Source organism: Nocardia sp. N2S4-5 (assembly GCF_044628355.1).
Taxonomy (GTDB): domain Bacteria; phylum Actinomycetota; class Actinomycetes; order Mycobacteriales; family Mycobacteriaceae; genus Nocardia; species Nocardia wallacei_B.
Genome location: NZ_JBIUPM010000001.1, coordinates 5,914,635 through 5,933,075, shown reverse-complemented (window position 1 = coordinate 5,933,075; position 18,441 = coordinate 5,914,635). Strand labels below are relative to the sequence as shown.

Genomic DNA, 18,441 nt, shown 5'->3' with positions numbered 1-18,441 from the left:
CCACGGCTACTGCCCTCCGGAGCTTTGCGCCCCACGACGACCTCCCAACAATCTCCCCGACCTGCCTACTTCCCCCGAACTTCCTCTCCGCACGCCACACCCTCGAAAGCCCTCCCCACAACCACGCACCCCCTCACCTCTGCAAACGTCTCCCCCACACGCAACCACAACGGTTTTCGGCGCGTCTCGGTTTTCGGGTGCCGCTGCGAAGCGACGAAGGAGCCAGCAGCGGCACCCGAAAACCGAGACCAAGGGCGCCGAAAACCCGCCGCAGCGAAGCGGAGGCCAAAAAACACAGCAGCGATCCCCACCCAACCCAACCCCACACCCGCCGAAAACCCACGACGCCGCAGGCGGCGCCATCAGACCCAGCAAAACTTCCCCGCAGCGCTGGCGCAGGTACCCCTGTTCTGCGTACCGTGGGATTGTGCGTGACCATCTACCACCTGGCCTGCCGCCGGATCCGTTCGCCGGAGACCCCTCCGACCCGTCGGCCGCGCTCGATGCCATCGAGCCGGGGGAGCCGCTGGATCCTCACGAGCGCCTAGCGGTCGAGGAAGATCTCGCCGACCTCGCTGTCTACGAGGCGCTGCTGGCCCACCGCGGTATCCGTGGGCTCGTGGTCAGTTGTGAGGACTGCCGGCAGGATCATTATCACGACTGGGACATGTTGCGCGCGAACCTGCTTCAACTGCTGGTGGACGGCACGGTGCGCCCGCACGAGCCCGCGTACGACCCGACCCCCGAGGCCTATGTCACGTGGGACTACTGCCGCGGTTACGCCGACGCGTCGATGAACGAGGCGCTGCACGGCGACGGGTTCGAGGGCTTCGACGCCTGATTTCGCGCTGATCGGATGCGTGCCGGGTAGGCCGCATCCGACATACATTCGATGCTCTGTGCCTTCGTCCGGGCAACGTACACCGGACGGGAACGCACACAGCAATGTCACCAGGACAATGTCACCACGACATACCGCGCGCACAGCAAAGCCGACCACCTGTCGGCGATCGGTTGATGTGCTGCTTTGTGACCGTGTCCCGCTATCCGCCGATTCCACCCGGCAGCGACCCGCCCGGCAACGATCCCGCCGGGGGCTTGACCGGTGTCGGCACCCCGATCGACGGGACGCTGGGACGGCCGGTGGGCTCGATGGTCTGCCCACCCGGCCGCGGCGGGAACGCGGGCGCCCCCGTCGAGCCGATGGTGGTCGGCGCGCCGGTGGGCGGTTCCTGCGGGATGGTCGGCGGTTCCTGCGGCACCGTGGGTTGCACGGTGGGCAGTTCGGTCGGCAGCGACGGCGTCGTCGGCAGCGTGGGCTTGGTGCTCGGGCCGCCGGGGTTGTCCACGCCGGGATCGGTGCCGAGGGTGCGTGGATCGAAGGTGCTGGTGGGCTTGCTCGGGCTGTCGGCCGGCTGCTGGGTGATCGTCGACCCGGTGGACGGCACCTGCGGACGGCCCGTGGACTTCGGCGGGCTGATCGGAGTCAGCGACGCGGCGATGTCCGGTGCGTCGATTTTCAGCTGTGCCCACAGCTGGTTCCAGCGTTCTTCCAGCTCGTTGCGACGCTTCTGGTCGTCGACCTGGGTCGCGGTATTGCGGGAACTCGCCAGCAGCGCCTTGGCCTCTTCCGGCCGCTTCTGCTCGAGCAGAGTCTGCGCCTCGCTCAGCGCGTTGTCGGCGCGCTGGGCGATGGTGGTCTGTGCCTGCTGGCTGAACACCACTTCCTTCACTCGCCACAGCGGATCGCCGGGCTGCGCACTGTAAGAGAACGCCGTCATACCGCCGAAGATCAAGGCCACCGCGGCGGCCGCACCCATGAGGGGACGTACCAGCCGTAAATGACTTCGCCGCGCGACGTTAACTCTCGTCTGCCGCGCACCGATTTCCTGATTGACCGCCGCGACAACAGCATCCAGATCCGGTCCGCCCGGCAACGGCTCCTCGACGATCTCCGCCCGCCAGTTCGCGAGCAATGTCGCGAGCTGATACTCCTCGGAGCTGTCGGTCGTCACGGGTCCGTCACCGGCGATGGCGTCGATCAAGGCATCGTCGCGGCGCACCGCGGCAATGTCGACCGGGCCGTTGTCCCCGGATGCCTCGGCGTAGGGATCGCTGTTGTGCGATCCAAGCCGCGCCTTCCAGTCGCCCCGACCGCGCTCGCCATCCCTAGCCATACATTTCACCTGCCCTCGCCACTTGTGACTTCAGTTTCGCGAGCGCCCGGTGCTGGGCCACTCGTATAGCTCCCGCCGTACTGCCCACGGCGACAGCAGTTTCTTCTGCTGACAGACCCATGACCAATCGCAGGATCAGAATCTCTCGATGCTTCTCCGGAAGCGTGGCCAGCAGACTGTTCATCTGCCGGCTCGTTTCGGAATCGAGAGCGCGCTGCTCCGGCCCCTGGTCGGTGGATATGACATCTGGTACTTCGGCCATCGCGTCCGCCTTGTTACGGGCGGCGTTGCGATGAGCATCGGCGACCTTGTGCGAAGCGATTCCATACACGAAGGCCATGAACGGCCGCCCTTGGTCCTGATAACGCGGCAGGGCGGTCATCACGGCCAGACAGACCTCCTGCGCAACGTCGTCCGCGGAGAGCTGCCCACGCTCCGCGGATCCGATCCGCGCACGGCAGTAGCGAACTACCAGTGGACGGATGATCTCCAGTACCTGGGCTAAAGCCGAACGATCGCCCTGCGCTGCGGCAGCGACGGCGGCGTCCAACTCCTCGCCCGTGTGCGTCATCGTCAGAGATATTCCTGGCGTTACAAGTGGCACGGTCGGTTGTTGACCAGTGCTTCCGCCGATCGGCGGAACGGCTCCAACAATAGCGGCTTCACAACCCGTGACGGGCAACACCTGGGATCAGCCACTACCGAGAACCTCATCGTCCGAACGCAATACACCGCCATGACCGGCCAGGTCCTGCGCACATGCGCGCGCTTCGGCCGCTGCTCGGGCCGCATCGACGCCCTCGTCGACCCCCGCCCGCAACATCGCGCAGGCCCACCGGAGCGGAAGCAGACCGTTTTCCCGGCTCTGGGAGGAGACCAGCGCGGCGGATGCCCGAGACTGTTCGACATCGCCGGCGGCGGCCGCCGCGGCGGCGACGAGTAGACGGGACTTGACGCGATGGCGCACCGACGGGCCACGCTCCGCGAGTGCGAGCGCGGTTTCGGCGTACCGCAGCGCGGAGCCGGCAACCAGCCCGCGGTCCGGCGCGGCCAGCGCGGTCTCGGCCGCCACCCAGTGCCAACGCAGCCGAGCGCGCGTCCCGTCGTCGTCGGCGGAATCGGGAAAATCGCCGAGAAAGTTCTGGCAACGTTTCAGCAGCCGCGCCGACAGCTCCGGCCGGGCGGTCCCCAACGCATCGGCGGCCAGGCCGGTCAACGCGTCGCAAACCGCTTCGCGCCAGGCCGCCGGCCCGGCCGCGCCGGGGGCGGGCGTCTCGGGGAGCACCAGTGCGAGCGCCCGGCCGTCGAGTACGGCGGCGCGCGCGTGCCGGCCGAGTTGCCGCAGCAGCGAGGCGCGGGTGCTGGTGATCAGCGAGCGCAGCGCCGGGTCGGCGCCGCCGCGGTAGGCGCGGTGCAGTTCGGCCCGGGCGGCGGCATAGCGGCCCTGGCCACCCAGAACGACCGCGCGGAGCCAGGATTCGACGGCGTCGGCGGCGGCGGGCAATTCGGCCGCGGGGATGCCCGGACGGGCGCCGAACGCGGCCTCGACGAATATCGCGTGCCGCGGGTTCGCGAGCGGGTCGGGCAGCGCGGAGAAGTGATTCACCGCCGCACCTTATCCGGCGACCCGCACGCCCCCGCGCGAACCCGTTTCGAACGGCGAGCAACCATTCAGCAAGAGGAAAGCGCCGCAGATGTTTCGATCTCGTAAAACAACGACGGGCAATCGCCCAGCACGTATGTTAGGAATTTGTATGCTTTTCGGATAATTAACCTGCGCGCCTCGGAGCGGCCATCTGACCATCGCCCACATTCGCCCGATCGGTGGCGTCCGCCACATACCACAAGCTACGCCGGCGATGGAACAACCGTGTCTTTCTTTCGATGAAAAGGGCCATGACCTGGCCGTTTATGGCCTATCACAAGACAGCAACGGACAGGCCCTGAACTGGCCAACCGATCAGTATCGCTATCGGTGGCCCGGATGTAAATAGCAGGAAGGTTAAATCTCGGAACCGCTCCCTTTGAAATCGTCGCCAGAGAAACTATTGACTGGATTTCGCTATGCGTCCTAACGTACGACATCGCCGTCGTCGGCGCCGTGTGAAATTGCGGCGACCACGAACTGCGATCGCCGGAACTCCGGCGACACGGTCCGAGCCCGATCTCGGCGAGGTCTCATCCGACCGCGCCTCGAGGTTCGGACAGACCGCTGCTGACAAGCACCGCTCGACAACGCCGACGAGCTCGCACCACTAGGAGTTCACGATGCCCATGCCCACCCACCTCCCCGGGCCCAATGCCGACATCTGGGATTGGCAGATGCGCGGTTCCTGCCGCGGTGTGGACTCCTCCGTGTTCTTCCATCCCGACGGCGAGCGCGGCCGCGCCCGCGCGCAGCGTGAGCTGCGCGCCAAGGAGATCTGCCGCACCTGCCCGGTGCTCATGCAGTGCCGCAGCCACGCGCTGAAGGTCAGCGAGCCGTACGGCATCTGGGGCGGGATGTCGGAGACCGAGCGCGAGATGCACGCGCGGCGCAACCGCCGCCGCGTGACGGTCTGATTCTCGCGCCCTCGAACTTTCTCCCATCCGGAACGCTCGGCGCGCCGAATGCCTGGCAAACGCCCGGCCATTGCGCTACCGGCCGGTGACGCCGACACAGGCGCGCAGGCTCCTTCGGTCACCGCCGACCGCCTGCCGCGAGATGGCCAGAAGCCTTGCCCACCCCTGTCGCCGCCCGCCTTGTCGCCGCGATGCCGGGTACGTCCGAATCGAACACAGCGATCCACACAATTTCCGGCGTGTCTTACCGAAGACTGCCTCGGCGTGTCGGGCAATGTCCGAAAACCGCTGAGCCGCAGTCAGTTTGCCGATACCCCCACCCGAGAGGAGGTCATAGCGGCACGCTACGGTAGTGGCCGATGACACAGAATGGAGCGTTGTGACAACGCGGCCGCCGGCCGCAGAGGGCGACTCGTTCCAACAAGCTATCCGGGACGAGCGGGTGGAAACACCCCGCGGAGACTCTGCGGTGACGGCGCGCGCAGCCGAAAGCCTCGAACTAGCCGCGCTTCTCGAACGCTGCGGCCGATCCGACCAGGAGGCCTTCGCCGAGCTGTACGACCGAACGTGCGCCCGGGTGTTCGGCCTGGTCCTGCGCGTCCTACACGACCCCGGCTACGCGGAGGAGACCACGCAGGAGGTCTACCTCCAGATCTGGCGCACCGCAGCCAACTTCGACTCGTCCAGGGGATCCGCGGTCACCTGGCTGATGACGCTCGCCCACCGCCGGGCGGTCGATCGCGTCCGCGCCGAGCAGGCCCACGCCCAGCGCGAAGTCGCCTACGGCGCAAGCTCTCTCGGTAACGAATTCGACGAGGTCACCGAAGAAGTAGGACGAAGGCTCGATCAGCAGGCGGTGTTGGAAAGCCTGTCCACCCTGACGGAGACACAGCGGGAAGCCATCTCGCTGGCCTACTTCGGCGGGCGGACGTATGCGGAAGTAGCGGAGTACCTCGGCGTCGGTTTACCGACCGTGAAGTCCCGCATCCGCGATGGATTGACACGATTGAAGAAGAGTTTGGGAGTGACGTGAGATGAACGAAAGCCAGATCGATCTCGCGCATGCGGTCGCGCTCGGATCGATCGGCGACGAGGACCGGCGCGCCGTGCACGATGTGCTCGATTCGGGCGACGCGGCGCTGCGCGCGGACTTCGACAGCGAAGTGCAACAGACCAGAGAAGCTCTCACCGTGTTCGCCTCGGCGTCGGCCACCCCGCCTCCCGCCACCCTCCGCACCCGCCTGCTCGCGGCCATAGCCGCCGACCAGACCCCCGCGGCAGCCACCCCGCACCACCCCCCACGCTGACCCAGGCACCCCGGTTACAAACAACAGCGGGCCGTTCCCATCCCAAAGGATGCGAACGGCCCGCTACTTGATCACCCCCACCCCGAACCCGCACGTCCCACCCCGTCCCCCGCACGGAGCGAGTCTTACGAGCGACCGTTCGCGGCCGGCTCGCGTTTCGGCGGTCGAAGCGCATGCGCGAAGCGCGAGTCTCGACCGCCGAAACGCGAGCCATCAGGGCCGCGAACACGCGACGCCGAAGGCGGCGCCAATATCTCAGTGCGAGTGCCCGTGGTGGTCGTCGCCCTCGTCCTCAACCGGCTTCTCAACGATCGCGCTCTCGGTGGTAAGCACCATCCGAGCCACCGAAACCGCGTTCAAGACGGCAGACCGAGTCACCTTCACCGGATCCACCACACCATCGGTCACCAGATCCCCATAGGTAAGAGTGGCCGCATTGAACCCCTCCTTACCCTCGGAAACCTTGCTGACCACCACAGCACCATCGATCCCGGCATTGCTGGCAATCCAGTACAACGGCGCCCGCAACGCCTGCCGCACCACATCCACACCGATCGCCTGATCACCACTCAGCGAATCGCGCAGCTCCACCAGCTTCGCCGCCGCCTGCACCAGCGCGGTGCCGCCGCCGGGCACGATGCCCTCCTCGATCGCGGCCTTGGCCGCGTTCACGGCGTCCTCGACGCGGTACTTGCGCTCCTTGAGCGCGGTCTCGGTGGCCGCACCGACGCGGATCACCGCGACGCCGCCCGACAGCTTGGCCAGCCGCTCCTCGAGCTTCTCGCGGTCCCAGTCGGAATCGGTGGCCTCGATCTCGGCGCGCAGCTGGGCCACGCGCGCATCGATGGCGTCCTGGGTGCCGGCACCGTCGACGATGGTGGTCTCGTCCTTGCTGACCACCACGCGCCGCGCCTGGCCGAGCAGGTCCAGGCCCGCCTCGCGCAGGTTGATGCCCAGGTCCGGGTTGATCACGGTGCCGCCGGTGACGACGGCCAGGTCGTCCAGGAACGCCTTGCGACGGTCACCGAAGAACGGCGCCTTGACCGCGACGACCTTGAGCGTCTTGCGAATGGCGTTGACGACCAGGGTGGACAGCGCCTCGCCCTCGACGTCCTCGGCGATGATGACGACCGGCTTGCCGGATTCGGCGATCTTCTCCAGCAGCGGCAGGAAGTCGGGCAGCGAGGAGATCTTCTCCCGGTGCAACAGGATCTGCGCGTCCTCGAACACGGCCTCCTGCTTGTCGTGGTCGGTGACGAAGTAGCCCGACAGGTAGCCCTTGTCGAACTGCACGCCCTCGGTGACCACGAGTTCGGTGCTCACGGTGGAGGATTCCTCCACGGTGACCACGCCGTCCTTGCCGACGGTGGTCAGGGCCTTGCCGACCATCTCGCCGATCTCCTCGTCGCGCGAGGAGACGGTGGCGACCTGCGCGATGGCCTGCTCGCCGGAGACCGGCTTCGCGGCGGCCAGCAGCGCCTCGGAGACCGCGTCGGCGGCCTTGCTCATACCCGCGCCGAGCCCGATCGGGTTGGCGCCGGCGGCGATGTTCTTCAGGCCGCCGCGGATCAGCGCCTGCGCCAGCACGGTGGCCGTGGTGGTGCCGTCGCCGGCCACGTCGTTGGTCTTGGTCGCGACGCTCTTGACCAGCTGCGCGCCCAGGTTCTCGAAGGGGTCCTCGAGGTCGATGTCACGGGCGATGGTGACGCCGTCGTTGGTGACCGTCGGGCCGCCGAACGCCTTGGCCAGCACCACATGCCGACCACGGGGGCCCAGCGTGACCTTCACGGCGTCGGCGAGCTTGTCGACGCCGCGCTCCATAGCCCGACGAGCCTTCTCGTCGAACTCGATCTGCTTTGCCATGGTGAAATCAGTCCTTGCTGATGGAAGGGGACGAACGACAACTGCCCCGGCCCCACGTGTGCGGGCACCGGGGCAGCGTCGTTACCGGGTCACTTGTCGACGACGGCCAGCAGGTCGCGCGCCGAGAGGATCAAGTACTCCTCGTTGTTGTACTTGATCTCGGTGCCGCCGTACTTCGAGTAGATGACGACGTCGCCTTCCTTGACGTCCAGCGGAATGCGCTTCTCGCCGTCCTCGTCCCACCGGCCGGGGCCGACGGCGACGACGGTGCCCTCCTGGGGCTTCTCCTTCGCCGTGTCGGGGATGACCAGGCCGGAGGCGGTCGTCGTCTCGGCCTCGTTGGCCTGGACGAGGATCTTGTCCTCGAGCGGCTTGATGTTCACGCTCGCCACGTTGAGCCCTCCACTTTCAGGGGATTCGTCGCGTCCGGGGCGGTTCCCCGGGCGCACGGTTATGGTCACGGTGTTGACCCTGTGCATAGCCCCGTCGTCGCGGGTGCCGGGACCCCTGCTCAGTAGTCAAGCGGCACCTGAGCAACATCCGCAGTGCCACCTAGCACTCTATACATGCGAGTGCCAGCGCTCAAGAGCGGGCGGTGCTATTCGCACCCGGCGGGAGCCAATTTCCAGATCAACTCCCAACACGCCGTAGGACGTGGCAATCCATCGTCAAAATCTGTAACGTTCCAATAACGGATTGTGACACTATGGACGACGGCTCCGTGATGTTGCGTCCGCCGCGCGCTCGCGCTGGTTGACGTCCAGTCATGCGAACCGCCGAGCACGACAACACAACTGCTTCACCCCACCCCACCCCCGCGCGAACCATCGCGCACGCCTGAGACGAGAGCTAGACCGCAAGTGATCGGTGGCTGGTCCCGACACCCGAACGGACGAGGGCCCGGCTGGATCCGCCGCTCGGGCCGTCCGCCATCCATGCGGACGCCCGCGCTGCCCGTTCGAGATGGTCGGCGACACCGTGACCATCCGCTCGAAGGGAGGTGAACATGCGAACATCCCTCGGCATCTCCGCCGGGAACGAAGTGGTGTGCTCGGCGCTGGTCGCCACCGCCCCCAACGGTGCCCAGAGTTTCGACTATCGAGTCGTGTCTGCGGACGCCGCACATTCGGACCTCGGTGATCTGGTGGCGTCGTCGATCGAACTGATGACCACCCAGATGCCGGCCCGCGACGTCGTGCACCCCGTGGGCGCGCACACCGCCGGCCTCCCGGCGCTGCATCCCGAGGCCGCCGCCGGACCACCGGGCGCGATCGCCGTCGCCTACCGCGATCGGGAACAGGCCGTTGCCATCCGGTCGGCCATCGGCCGTCAGCGCCGCGACGTGCAGCTCATCCCCGAGAGCACCGCCGCCCTCACCTATCTGCGCCACACCGGCCTGCTCGACAGGTACGAGACGGTCGCGATCATCGACCTGGGCGCCTCCGGCATGACCGTCACCGTCGCCGATCTGGCCGACGACACCACGCTGCGCTCCGAGCGCACCGCCGCCATCAGCGGCGCCGCGGTCGACGAGCTCATCTACCACCACCTGCTGGATTGCCACTTCGCCCGCCGTGGCACCCGCCCCAACCGCAGCATGCTGATCAACCGCAGCCGCGCGGCCAAGGAGCATCTGTCCATCGCCCCGGCGGTGACCATCGACCACGTCGCCGGTCAGCCGCTGAAACTGACGCGCGCCGATTTCGAGGAGCTGATCGCCGGTCTGGTCCGCGAGGCCGCGGTGTACGCGTCCGGGGTGTTCGCCCGCTCGCCCAAGCCGCCCGCGGCGATCGCCGTGATCGGCGGCGGCGCCAACATCCCCACCGTCGTCGCCGGCCTGAACGAATTGATCGACGTCCCGGTGCTCACCGTCCCGGAGCCGGAGGCCGCTACCGCGAAAGGCGCCGCGCTGGTGGCGGATTCGGCGCAACCGTCGACGTTCCCGGTGATCAGCCTCGGCAGCGACGCGTCGGCCGGTACCTTCACCAAGCTGGTCGGCACCCTCGCCGGTGCGGTCGTCGTGGTGGGCCTGGTCGTCGGCTACGGCGTCAAGGAACTGGTCCCGTCCGCCGATCGCCACGATGTCAGTCCGGTCGGCACCAGCAATACCGCGCAGCTGACCCCGGCGCCGACATCGCCGCCCACGCCGACGGGCTCGTCGACCGCACCGGCGGGCCAGTCCCAGCCCGGCCGGGAACCGGCCGCCACCAGTGTGCCCGTGCCGCCGCCCGCCTCCACCGGCACACAGCCGACCACCACCACGGTGAATCGCACCCCGGTCACCACCGCGCCGCCACTGCGGCCGGACCCGAACCTGCCGCAGATCCCGCTCCCCGACCTGCCGCGATTACTCGGCCCGTTACTGGGCACCACCACCCCGTCCCCGGGCCCGACGGTGTCTCCTGAGGGATCGACAACCACGACCCCGACCACGAGCCCCAATCGGGCACCGGCTCTGCCGAGATCGAACTCCGGTTCCGCCGGGGCCGCCGCGGTCCAGCCGACCGACTGATCCAGAGAGGTTGCCGCAGCAATCTTTTCGGGGTTCAGCGCAGCTGGCTGGTGGAGACGGGGAGGCCGGGGTCGGTGGCCACGGTGAGGGGGGATGGTTTGGCGCCGCCCGCGATGACGTGAGCGCCCAGTGTCGCGATCATGACGCCGTTGTCGGTGCACAGGCGGGGTTTGGGTACGCGCAGGGTGAGACCGGCCGCGGCGCAACGTTCCTCGGCCATGGACCGGATGCGTGAGTTCGCGGTGGCGCCGCCGCCGAGTACCAGCGTGTCGACGCCGACGTCCCGGGCGGCGCGGATTGCCTTGGCGGTGAGCACATCCGCGACCGATTCCTGGAACGAGGCCGCGATATCGGCGATGGGCAGTTCGGCACCGGTCCGCTGCGCGGCCTCGACGTAGCGGGCGACGGCGGTCTTCAATCCGGAGAAGGAGAAGTCGTAGCGCGGATCGCGGGGACCGGTCATGCCGCGCGGGAACATGATGGCGGTCGGATCACCCTGCGCCGCAGCCGCATCCAGCGCCGGGCCGCCGGGGAAGCCGAGCCCGAGCAGCCGCGCCACCTTGTCGAACGCCTCCCCCGCGGCGTCGTCGACGGTGCTGCCGAGCTCGACGATCGGCTCGGCAAGATCGGTCACCTGCAGCAGATGGGTGTGCCCGCCGGACACCAGCAGCGCCACGCACGGCGGCATCGGGCCGTGCTCGAGGGTGTCCACGGCGACGTGGCCGCCGAGGTGGTTCAGCGCGTACAGCGGGATATCCCACGCCGCCGCATAGGCTTTCGCCGCGGCCACCCCGACCAGCAGCGCACCGGCCAGACCGGGACCGATGGTCACCGCCAGCGCGTCGGGTCTGGTGACGCCCGCGGCGGACAGCGCCCGCCGCATCGCGGGCACGATCGCCTCGAGATGTGCCCGGGAGGCGATCTCCGGCACCACGCCGCCGAAGCGGGCGTGCTGGTCGACGCTGGAGGCCACCTCGTCGGCCAGCAGCTCACAGCTGCCCTTCCCCTCCTCGGTCGCTCTGGGATGCCAGCGGACGATGCCGACTCCGGTTTCGTCACACGAGCTTTCGATGCCCATGACGATCATGACAGGACCTCTGAGTTGTGCACGGAATCCGGTTGCGGGAAGCCCGTCATCGCCGGGCGGCGCATGGTGAACGCGTCGGCGCCGCTGGGCTGGTAGTAGTTCTTGCGCAGGCCGATGATGTGGAAGCCATGCTTCTCGTAGAGCGCGATCGCGGGCGCGTTGTCGGTGCGGACCTCGAGAAAGACCGGGCCGCCGCGTCTTCCGGCCTCCACGAGTAGCGCCCGCAACAGCACGGTGCCTATTCCGGCGCGGTGCACCCCCGGATCGACGCCGATGGTGTGCACCTCCGCCTCCGGATGTTCCAGGGTGCCCAGCAGCGCGATGCCCGCGTAGCCGACCATGCGGCCGCTCTCGTCGCGGGCCACCAGGTAGCGGTTGTGCGCGCCGGCCAGCTCCGACTGGAAGGCCACCTCGGGCCACGGATCGTCCTCGGGGAACAGCAGCGTCTCGAGTTCCGCGCAGCGCGCGATGTCGGCCGGGCCCATCGGTTCGACGGTGACAGCCGGTCGATCCGCCGTGGTCATGACGCCGCCTGATAGCTGCGTTCGACGGCGTCGGGGCGGCGCAGATACAGCGGCACCAGCGGTTCGGCGGTCGCGCGGGCCAGTATCTCGGTGGCGGCGCAGCGCACCAGCCCGGCCGGTGACGGCGTCTCCACCGGCAGCACCGGCAGGTCGAAGAAGTCGACGTGCGAGGCGGATCCGGCGATCACGGTCGAATCGCGCGTGTCGAGATCGGCCGGCTTGGTCACGCCCGGACCGGCGACCCGGCTTATGGCACGCGCATCGGATCCGATGGCGGCAGGCCCGGCCAACTCGGCTGCCGGGCGGATGCGATAGCGCGCCCAGTAGACCTCACGGCGACGGGCGTCGGTCACCACCAGCAGCTCGGAGTCGGCGTCGGTGATCTCCTGCCACGCCTCGGCGGCGATCGCGTCCAGGCTGCACACGCCGTACACCGGCAGGCCGAGGGCGTCGCCGAACGCGGCGGCGGTCGCCATCCCGACCCGCAATCCGGTGAACGGGCCCGGGCCGATGCCGACGACGACCGCCTCGAGGTCGGTGCGCGAACGACCCGCCGCGTCCAGGCATTCGAGGATCTGCGGCGTCAGCACCTCGTTGTGGGCGCGCGCGTCCACGGTCACGCGGGTGGCGAGGGTGTGGATCCGCGGCGCTGCCTCCTGATCGGCGGGCTGCCGATCCTGCTCCGAGGCGGCCCGCTCCAGCTCCACCAGTCCTGCTGTAACGGCAGGTGTCGCGGTGTCGACAGCGAGTACAAGCATGATTGGGCCAACGATACCGGTTGGTCACCTTCACAACGGCACCCGTGGCCCGCGTCGCCGAGACCGGCGCGAGGCGGCGGGCCCGGCGGGTTCAGGACGGGCTCACCCATTCCCATGTGGCCGTGCGGATATCGGATTCGGGTTCGCGGCGCAGGAGGACTCGGAGGTGGCGGTCGGAGAGGTGTTCGACCACGCCGAGGCCCCATTCGACCACCACCACGGCGTCGTCCAGGTCGGTGTCGAGGTCGAGGGCGTCCAGTTCGTCCAGGTCGCCGCCGAGGCGGTACGCGTCGACGTGCACGAGGGCGATCGCGTCCGGGCGGGGTCCTGCCCGGTGCTGGCGAGCGATGATGAAAGTCGGTGAGCTGACCCGGCCCTCGACACCGAGCCCGGCCGCGATGCCGCGGGTGAGCGCGGTCTTGCCGGCGCCCAGCGGGCCGTCCAGCACCACCAGATCGCCGGCGCGCAGGGTGGCCGCCAACTCGCGGCCTAGAGCCTCGGTGTCCTCGACGGTCGGCAGAATCCGTTGGTCAGCCACGGGCGGCCTCGCGACCGGCGCGACGGTTGCCGAGCAGCCCGCTGCGCCGCAGCAGACGATCCAGCGCGGCGTTGACCAGGTCAGGGTATTGCAGGTGCACCATGTGGGCGGCGTCGGTGACGCGGATCAGGTCGGCGTCGGGCAGCCGCGCGGCCAGCGCCCGCGAGTTGCGGAACGGGATCACCCGATCGTGCACGCCGCCGAGGACCAGCGCGGGGCGCGGGGCCAGGGTCGGCAGTGCGGCCGATTCGTCGTGCAGCTCCAGCGCTTTCAGGAATTTCACGATCGTGTCGACGGGGGTGCGGTCGATCATCGAGGTGGTGAACCGGGACAGAGTCGGGCTCACGTCGCCGTGGAACGAACTCACGTGCAGGATCGGCGTGATCACACCGCGCGCGGTGACGCGACCCGCCTGCACCAAGGCCGGCGCGGCGCGGGCCGCCACCCGGAACCCGTCGATCGCGGGCGTGCGCAGCAGCTGCGCGACGCCGGTGGAGGTGACCTCGGCGGCCGTCGTCGACAGCAGCGCCACCGCCCGCACCCGCCGCTGAAACAACCGCGGGAACTGTGCCGCCGCCGCCAGAATCGCCATGCCGCCCATGGAATGCCCGACCAGCAGCAGCGGCCCCTTCGGCGCGCGCTGCTCGAGCACCGCGGCCAGGTCGCGCCCCAATTGCGGCACGATGCAGCTGGGGTCGTCCGGCGCGCCGGAGCGGCCGTGCCCGCGCAGATCGAAGAACACCAGCCGGACCGCGGCGCCCCAGAGCTTTTCGAGGTCGCGGCGCTGAAAGTGGAACGACTCCATGCTGTTGCAGAAGCCGTGCACGAAAACGACTGTGGCCGGGGCCTTCTCGGGACCGCACTCGCGCACGGCCAGCTCCACGCCGTCCTCGGTGCGCACCGTGGCGGCGCGATCGCGCTCCAGCAGCGTGAAATCCTCGTCGCGCAGTTCGTCGCGGTGGGCGGGCCAGCGCACCGAGGATCCCATGCGGCGCAGCGCGTGTGCCCCCGCCAGAGCGCCCATCGCTCCCGCGGTCGCCACGCCGCCGCGCCACGCCGTCACCCGAAAACCGTGCGGCCGTTCGGGTTTCATAAGCCACCCCCTTGTTGCGCGATATCGCCCACATAGCGTCGCACGACCCTGCCCCGGGGGGAACAGACGATCTCGTAATGGATGGTGCCGAGCAGGTCGGCCCAGTGTTGCGGATGGGGCTGCCCCGGGCCGAACAGCACGGCAGTATCGCCCTCGCGGACGTTGGCGGTGTTGTCACCGAGGTCGACCACCAGCTGGTCCATGCACACCCGTCCGACATTGGGGTAGTGCCATTCGCCGATGCGGACCGCGATGCGCCCGCCCAGCGGCCGGAACACGCCGTCGGCATAACCCGCCGGAACCAGCGCAACCGTCGTAGCGCGCGGCGCGACCCATTCGTGACCGTAGGAGACGCCCTCCCCCTCGGCGACCTGCTTGACGAGCGCCACCCGAGCCTGGAACGTCATGGCCGGTCGCAGCCCGAAGTCGGAGATCTCCGGAACCGGCGACAGCCCATAGGCGGCGATACCCGGCCGCACCATGTCGAACGCCAGGTCGGGCCGCGTCAGCGTGGCCGCCGAATTGGCCAGATGCACCAATTCGGGCTCGAGCCCGTACTCCTTCGCCACGGCAATAGCGTCCAGAAAGCGATCCCGCTGCATGTCGATCGCCGGATGCTGCGGTTCGTCGGCCCGAGCGAGATGGGAGAACAACGCCCGAAACCGCACCACCCCCTCCTCGACAAGCCGCCGCAGCAGCCCGAGCACCTGCGGATACTCGACACTGGACACCCCGTTGCGATTCAACCCGGTATCAACCTTCAGAGTCACAGTCGCGGTAATCCCCGTAGCCCGCGCGGCCCGCTCGACCGCCCGCAGATGCGCCACAGAAGACACCCCGATCTCGATATCGGCGGCAACCGCCGCAGCGTAGTCGGCATCGGAAGTATTGAGCCAACTCAGAATCGGCGCACCAATACCCGCAGCACGCAGCCGCAACCCCTCAGCGACGGTAGTAACACCAAGTTCGGCAGCCCCCGCCGCCAGCGCCGCCCGCGCCACCGCCACAGCCCCATGGTTATACCCATCGGCCTTGACCACAACCATCACGGCAGCACCCCCCGCATGCTCCGCCAGCACCCGCACGTTATGCGAGATGGCGCCCAAATCAACGACAGTCTCCACCTGCGGCTCAGCACTACTCACAGCCACCGATCCTGCCACTACCCCTCACCCGAGCAGCACAGGCTTCCCCACCAGAAATCCCCCTTGCTTAGAGCCCACTCCAACTCACTAGCGTTGTACTCGCAAACAACAACCACCAACTGACAGCTACCACCCACCCCCGCGCCCCCTCCACCGAAACCTCCCAGTCCACACACCCCCCTCCGCCGAAACCTCCTCACCCCACGCAACCCCCTCCGCCAAAAACCTCCCCTGTAGCACGCCAACCCCGTAAGTTTTCGGCGCGTCTCGGTTTTCGGGTGCCGCTGCAAAGCGACGAAGGAGCCAGCAGCGGCACCCGAAAACCGAGACCAAGGGCGCCGAAAACACGCCGCAGCGAAGCGGAGGCCAAAAAACACAGCAGCGTTCCCCACCCAACGCAACTACCCCCAGGAGCCCCCCATGCCCAAAGCCTGGTTCATAACCGGCGCATCCCGCGGCTTCGGCCGAGAATGGACCCTAGCCGCCCTATCCCGAGGCGACCAAGTAGCCGGCACCGCCCGAAACCTCAAAACCCTCCACGAAATCACCACAAAATACCCAGACACCTTCCTCCCCCTACAACTGGACGTAACCAACCGCTCCGCAGATTTCGCCACCGTAGAACAAGCCGCCCACCACTTCGGCCACCTGGACGTCGTAGTGAACAACGCAGGCTACGGACACTTCGGAATGATCGAGGAACTCACCGAACCCGAGGTCCGCGCCCAACTGGAAACCAACGTCTTCGGCGCCCTCTGGGTAACACAAGCCGCCCTCCCCATCCTGCGCGCCCAAGGCAGCGGCCACATCATCCAAGTGTCCAGCATCGGCGGCATCAGCGCGTTCCCGAATCTCGGCGCCTACCACGCATCGAAGTGGGCACTGGAGGGCTTCTCCCAAGCGCTCGCGCGAGAGGTCGCCCCGTTCGGCATCCACGTAACCTTGATCGAGCCAGGCGGATTCGACACCGACTGGTCCGGGCCATCCGCCCAGCACAGCACACCGAACCCCGCCTACGACGAGATCCGAGACGCCCGCAACCGCGCCCGCGCGGGCCAGCACGGCGGCGAGCCGACCGCCACCCGCCCCGCGATCCTCGCCGTCGTAGACGCCGACCAGCCCCCACTACGCCTCTTCCTCGGCGAGGCCCCCCTCACCATCGCCACCGCCGACTACGAATCCCGCCTCTCCGAATGGCGCAAGTGGCAGCCGATCGCCGCAAGCGCCCAAGGCAACTAACCACCTGACCCCGCCTCACAAATCCGCTCGGCAACGCACGTCGCTCGGGTCCACAAGCCGCGTCCGCTCAAGCATGCACGGCACCACTCGGGCCGACGCATCACCCGCTCGGCAATGCGCGGCGGCTCGGCGGGCTCGTAAGGGCGAGCTGGGCTGGTCAGGTGGGGTGGGCCATGGCCCGGAGGGTTTGGATGGCTGGGCGAATGTGGTCGAGGAGGGGGGAGGCGGAGATCGGGGCGGGGGCGGGGCCGTGGGCGTGGGCCGCGAGGTTGGCGGCGAGGGAGTGGGCGCGGGCGGCGGCGGACGCGGCCCAGGATGGGTCGCGGCCCGTGGCCAGGAGTGCGCCGAGGATGCCGGAGAGCACGTCCCCGGAACCCGCTGTGGCCGCCCAGGATCCACCTGCCTCGTTGACGTAGACCGGGCCTCCGGGGCTCGCGACGAGCGTGGCACGGCCCTTGAGCAGCACGGTGACCTGCCATTGCTCGGCGAGTTGGCGGACCGCCGCCACGCGGTCCGGGCCAGGCTCACGACCGGTGAGCCGGGTGAATTCTCCCGCGTGCGGGGTGAGCACCACGGGTGCGCGCCGACCGGTGACCGGAGACGGGTCGTCGGCCAGCATGGTGAGTCCGTCGGCGTCCACGACCACCGGCAGGTCGGTCGCGAGGATCTCCGAGAACCGTTGGCGCGCGGCGTCGTCGGTGCCCGCGCCGGGGCCGAACACCCATGCCTGCACCCGCCCGGTCTCCGAAACCGATTGCGCCGCAATGACCTCCGGGAAGTGGGCGAGCACCTCCGCGGCTCCGGTCCCGGCGTATCGGACCATCCCGGAGGTCGCGGCCACCGCGCCGCCGGTGGACAGCACCGCCGCGCCCGGGTATCGCGCACTGCCCGCGCAGATTCCGACCACACCCTGGCTGTACTTGTCGTCCAGTGCGTCGGGTACCGGCCATGCCGCGCCGATCGAGACCGGTTCCAGCGCAGCCAGATTCGGTTCCGGCAGGGTCAGGCCGATCGGCACCAGTTCGATTCGGCCACACCGCGGAGCAGCCAGCGCATGCACCGGTTTGTATGCGCCGAACGCCACCGTCACGTCGGCGCGCACCGCCGGACCGTCGACGGCGCCGGTATTCGGGTCGACGCCGCTCGGCAGGTCCGCGGCAATGATCGGAACCTCCACCGCCGCAACCAGTTCGGCCGCCTGTGGACGCAGCGCACCCCGTCCCGAGATGCCGACGATACCGTCGACCACCAGATCCGGCTCGCCCAGATCGGTGCGGATCTGGCCACCGGTACGGCGCAGGGCGGCAAGGCCTTTCGCGTGTGCTCGTTCCGGCGAGAGCAGCACCGCCGACACCGCGACACCGCGACGGCGCAGCATCGATCCGGCCCACAGCGCGTCACCGCCGTTGTCGCCGGATCCCACCAGCAGCGTCACCGCACGCCCGGCGACGCCTCCGGTTCGCTCGCGCAGCTCGGCGGCGACGACCTCGGCCAGACCGTGGGCCGCCCGCCGCATCGGCACCCCGTCGGCGACGCGCTTGAACAGCTCCGCCTCCGCCGCCCGCACTTCATCGGCGGTGAAGTACCCGCGGACCGTCGGTGCGGTCATGCTCGCCTCCTACCTGCCCGCGGCATC

The 18,441-nt window shown here is 68.7% G+C and carries 18 protein-coding genes; 6 read left to right on the top strand and 12 right to left on the bottom strand.

Annotated elements, in window-relative coordinates; genetic code table 11:
• The first annotated feature begins 427 nt into the window (after positions 1–427).
• Positions 428–841: a DUF5319 domain-containing protein gene (locus ACFMRZ_RS27285; protein ID WP_024802268.1), complete on the top strand. Its 414-nt coding sequence runs from the start codon at positions 428–430 to the stop codon at positions 839–841.
• Between the two features lie 202 nt (positions 842–1,043).
• Here ACFMRZ_RS27285 and ACFMRZ_RS27280 read toward each other — a convergent pair whose 3' ends face one another.
• The 3 genes from ACFMRZ_RS27280 to ACFMRZ_RS27270 form a co-directional block, all read right to left on the bottom strand.
• The gene (locus tag ACFMRZ_RS27280; RefSeq protein WP_280276456.1) at positions 1,044–2,177 is read right to left on the bottom strand and encodes an anti-sigma-D factor RsdA; all 1,134 of its coding nucleotides are present in this window, start codon (positions 2,175–2,177) and stop codon (positions 1,044–1,046) included.
• Entirely contained in the window at positions 2,170–2,748 is a 579-nt protein-coding gene (locus ACFMRZ_RS27275; protein WP_040746108.1) for a sigma-70 family RNA polymerase sigma factor, read from the bottom strand. Before ACFMRZ_RS27275 ends, ACFMRZ_RS27280 begins: the two co-directional genes overlap by 8 nt.
• A gap of 120 nt (positions 2,749–2,868) precedes the next feature.
• Positions 2,869–3,783 carry a hypothetical protein gene (locus ACFMRZ_RS27270; protein ID WP_400181269.1) on the bottom strand — a complete coding sequence of 305 codons (915 nt, stop codon included), beginning with the start codon at positions 3,781–3,783 and terminating at the stop codon, positions 2,869–2,871.
• A gap of 662 nt (positions 3,784–4,445) precedes the next feature.
• Between ACFMRZ_RS27270 and ACFMRZ_RS27265 the strand changes: the two genes are divergently transcribed.
• The 3 genes from ACFMRZ_RS27265 (at position 4,446) to ACFMRZ_RS27255 (ending at position 6,046) form a co-directional block, all read left to right on the top strand.
• Positions 4,446–4,739 (top strand): WhiB family transcriptional regulator, encoded by a 294-nt coding sequence (locus ACFMRZ_RS27265; protein WP_187685245.1) that lies wholly within the window; start codon positions 4,446–4,448, stop codon positions 4,737–4,739.
• Positions 4,740–5,208: 469 nt separating this feature from the next.
• Positions 5,209–5,772, top strand: coding sequence for a sigma-70 family RNA polymerase sigma factor (locus tag ACFMRZ_RS27260; RefSeq protein WP_342213805.1), 564 nt, complete (start codon positions 5,209–5,211; stop codon positions 5,770–5,772).
• A 1-nt stretch (position 5,773) separates the two neighbouring features.
• Entirely contained in the window at positions 5,774–6,046 is a 273-nt protein-coding gene (locus ACFMRZ_RS27255) for a hypothetical protein (protein ID WP_400181268.1), read from the top strand.
• A 255-nt stretch (positions 6,047–6,301) separates the two neighbouring features.
• Here ACFMRZ_RS27255 and groL read toward each other — a convergent pair whose 3' ends face one another.
• Both groL and groES read right to left on the bottom strand, forming a co-directional pair.
• Complete coding sequence (groL, locus tag ACFMRZ_RS27250; protein ID WP_400181267.1) at positions 6,302–7,909, bottom strand: chaperonin GroEL; 1,608 nt, start codon at positions 7,907–7,909, stop codon at positions 6,302–6,304.
• An 89-nt stretch (positions 7,910–7,998) separates the two neighbouring features.
• A complete protein-coding gene (groES, locus tag ACFMRZ_RS27245; RefSeq protein ID WP_187685248.1) occupies positions 7,999–8,301 on the bottom strand; it encodes a co-chaperone GroES in 303 nt (100 codons plus the stop codon).
• 614 nt (positions 8,302–8,915) lie between these two features.
• Between groES and ACFMRZ_RS27240 the strand changes: the two genes are divergently transcribed.
• Positions 8,916–10,421 (top strand): Hsp70 family protein, encoded by a 1,506-nt coding sequence (locus tag ACFMRZ_RS27240; protein ID WP_400181266.1) that lies wholly within the window; start codon positions 8,916–8,918, stop codon positions 10,419–10,421.
• A 34-nt stretch (positions 10,422–10,455) separates the two neighbouring features.
• Here ACFMRZ_RS27240 and tsaD read toward each other — a convergent pair whose 3' ends face one another.
• The 6 genes from tsaD to alr all read right to left on the bottom strand — a co-directional run bounded on the left by tsaD (position 10,456) and on the right by alr (position 15,566).
• Entirely contained in the window at positions 10,456–11,508 is a 1,053-nt protein-coding gene (gene tsaD / locus ACFMRZ_RS27235) for a tRNA (adenosine(37)-N6)-threonylcarbamoyltransferase complex transferase subunit TsaD (protein ID WP_400181265.1), read from the bottom strand.
• Positions 11,505–12,032, bottom strand: a complete 528-nt coding sequence (gene rimI / locus ACFMRZ_RS27230; RefSeq protein ID WP_280273289.1) for a ribosomal protein S18-alanine N-acetyltransferase — start codon at positions 12,030–12,032, stop codon at positions 11,505–11,507. Before rimI ends, tsaD begins: the two co-directional genes overlap by 4 nt.
• Complete coding sequence (gene tsaB / locus ACFMRZ_RS27225; protein ID WP_280273288.1) at positions 12,029–12,790, bottom strand: tRNA (adenosine(37)-N6)-threonylcarbamoyltransferase complex dimerization subunit type 1 TsaB; 762 nt, start codon at positions 12,788–12,790, stop codon at positions 12,029–12,031. The genes rimI and tsaB overlap by 4 nt, the downstream gene beginning before the upstream one ends.
• Positions 12,791–12,881: 91 nt before the next feature.
• Positions 12,882–13,328, bottom strand: coding sequence for a tRNA (adenosine(37)-N6)-threonylcarbamoyltransferase complex ATPase subunit type 1 TsaE (gene tsaE / locus ACFMRZ_RS27220; RefSeq protein ID WP_280370363.1), 447 nt, complete (start codon positions 13,326–13,328; stop codon positions 12,882–12,884).
• Entirely contained in the window at positions 13,321–14,421 is a 1,101-nt protein-coding gene (locus ACFMRZ_RS27215) for an alpha/beta hydrolase (RefSeq protein ID WP_280273286.1), read from the bottom strand. Before ACFMRZ_RS27215 ends, tsaE begins: the two co-directional genes overlap by 8 nt.
• Positions 14,418–15,566 carry an alanine racemase gene (gene alr / locus ACFMRZ_RS27210; protein WP_400181264.1) on the bottom strand — a complete coding sequence of 383 codons (1,149 nt, stop codon included), beginning with the start codon at positions 15,564–15,566 and terminating at the stop codon, positions 14,418–14,420. The genes ACFMRZ_RS27215 and alr overlap by 4 nt, the downstream gene beginning before the upstream one ends.
• Before the next feature lie 420 nt (positions 15,567–15,986).
• Here alr and ACFMRZ_RS27205 point away from each other — a divergent pair, with 420 nt between their 5' ends.
• Positions 15,987–16,805, top strand: coding sequence for an SDR family oxidoreductase (locus tag ACFMRZ_RS27205; RefSeq protein WP_400181263.1), 819 nt, complete (start codon positions 15,987–15,989; stop codon positions 16,803–16,805).
• Between the two features lie 157 nt (positions 16,806–16,962).
• Here the strand turns inward: ACFMRZ_RS27205 and ACFMRZ_RS27200 are convergent, their stop codons facing one another.
• Entirely contained in the window at positions 16,963–18,414 is a 1,452-nt protein-coding gene (locus tag ACFMRZ_RS27200) for an NAD(P)H-hydrate dehydratase (RefSeq protein WP_400181262.1), read from the bottom strand.
• Positions 18,415–18,441 lie beyond the last annotated feature (27 nt).

Coding starts and splice junctions, on each gene's coding strand:
- ACFMRZ_RS27280 (WP_280276456.1), bottom strand. CDS start 2,177: ATGGCTAGGGATGGCGAGCGCGGTCGGGGCGACTGGAAGGCGCGGCTT.
- ACFMRZ_RS27275 (WP_040746108.1), bottom strand. CDS start 2,748: ATGACGCACACGGGCGAGGAGTTGGACGCCGCCGTCGCTGCCGCAGCG.
- ACFMRZ_RS27265 (WP_187685245.1), top strand. CDS start 4,446: ATGCCCATGCCCACCCACCTCCCCGGGCCCAATGCCGACATCTGGGAT.
- ACFMRZ_RS27255 (WP_400181268.1), top strand. CDS start 5,774: ATGAACGAAAGCCAGATCGATCTCGCGCATGCGGTCGCGCTCGGATCG.
- groL (WP_400181267.1), bottom strand. CDS start 7,909: ATGGCAAAGCAGATCGAGTTCGACGAGAAGGCTCGTCGGGCTATGGAG.
- ACFMRZ_RS27240 (WP_400181266.1), top strand. CDS start 8,916: ATGCGAACATCCCTCGGCATCTCCGCCGGGAACGAAGTGGTGTGCTCG.
- tsaD (WP_400181265.1), bottom strand. CDS start 11,508: ATGATCGTCATGGGCATCGAAAGCTCGTGTGACGAAACCGGAGTCGGC.
- rimI (WP_280273289.1), bottom strand. CDS start 12,032: ATGACCACGGCGGATCGACCGGCTGTCACCGTCGAACCGATGGGCCCG.
- tsaB (WP_280273288.1), bottom strand. CDS start 12,790: ATGCTTGTACTCGCTGTCGACACCGCGACACCTGCCGTTACAGCAGGA.
- ACFMRZ_RS27215 (WP_280273286.1), bottom strand. CDS start 14,421: ATGAAACCCGAACGGCCGCACGGTTTTCGGGTGACGGCGTGGCGCGGC.
- ACFMRZ_RS27205 (WP_400181263.1), top strand. CDS start 15,987: ATGCCCAAAGCCTGGTTCATAACCGGCGCATCCCGCGGCTTCGGCCGA.
- ACFMRZ_RS27200 (WP_400181262.1), bottom strand. CDS start 18,414: ATGACCGCACCGACGGTCCGCGGGTACTTCACCGCCGATGAAGTGCGG.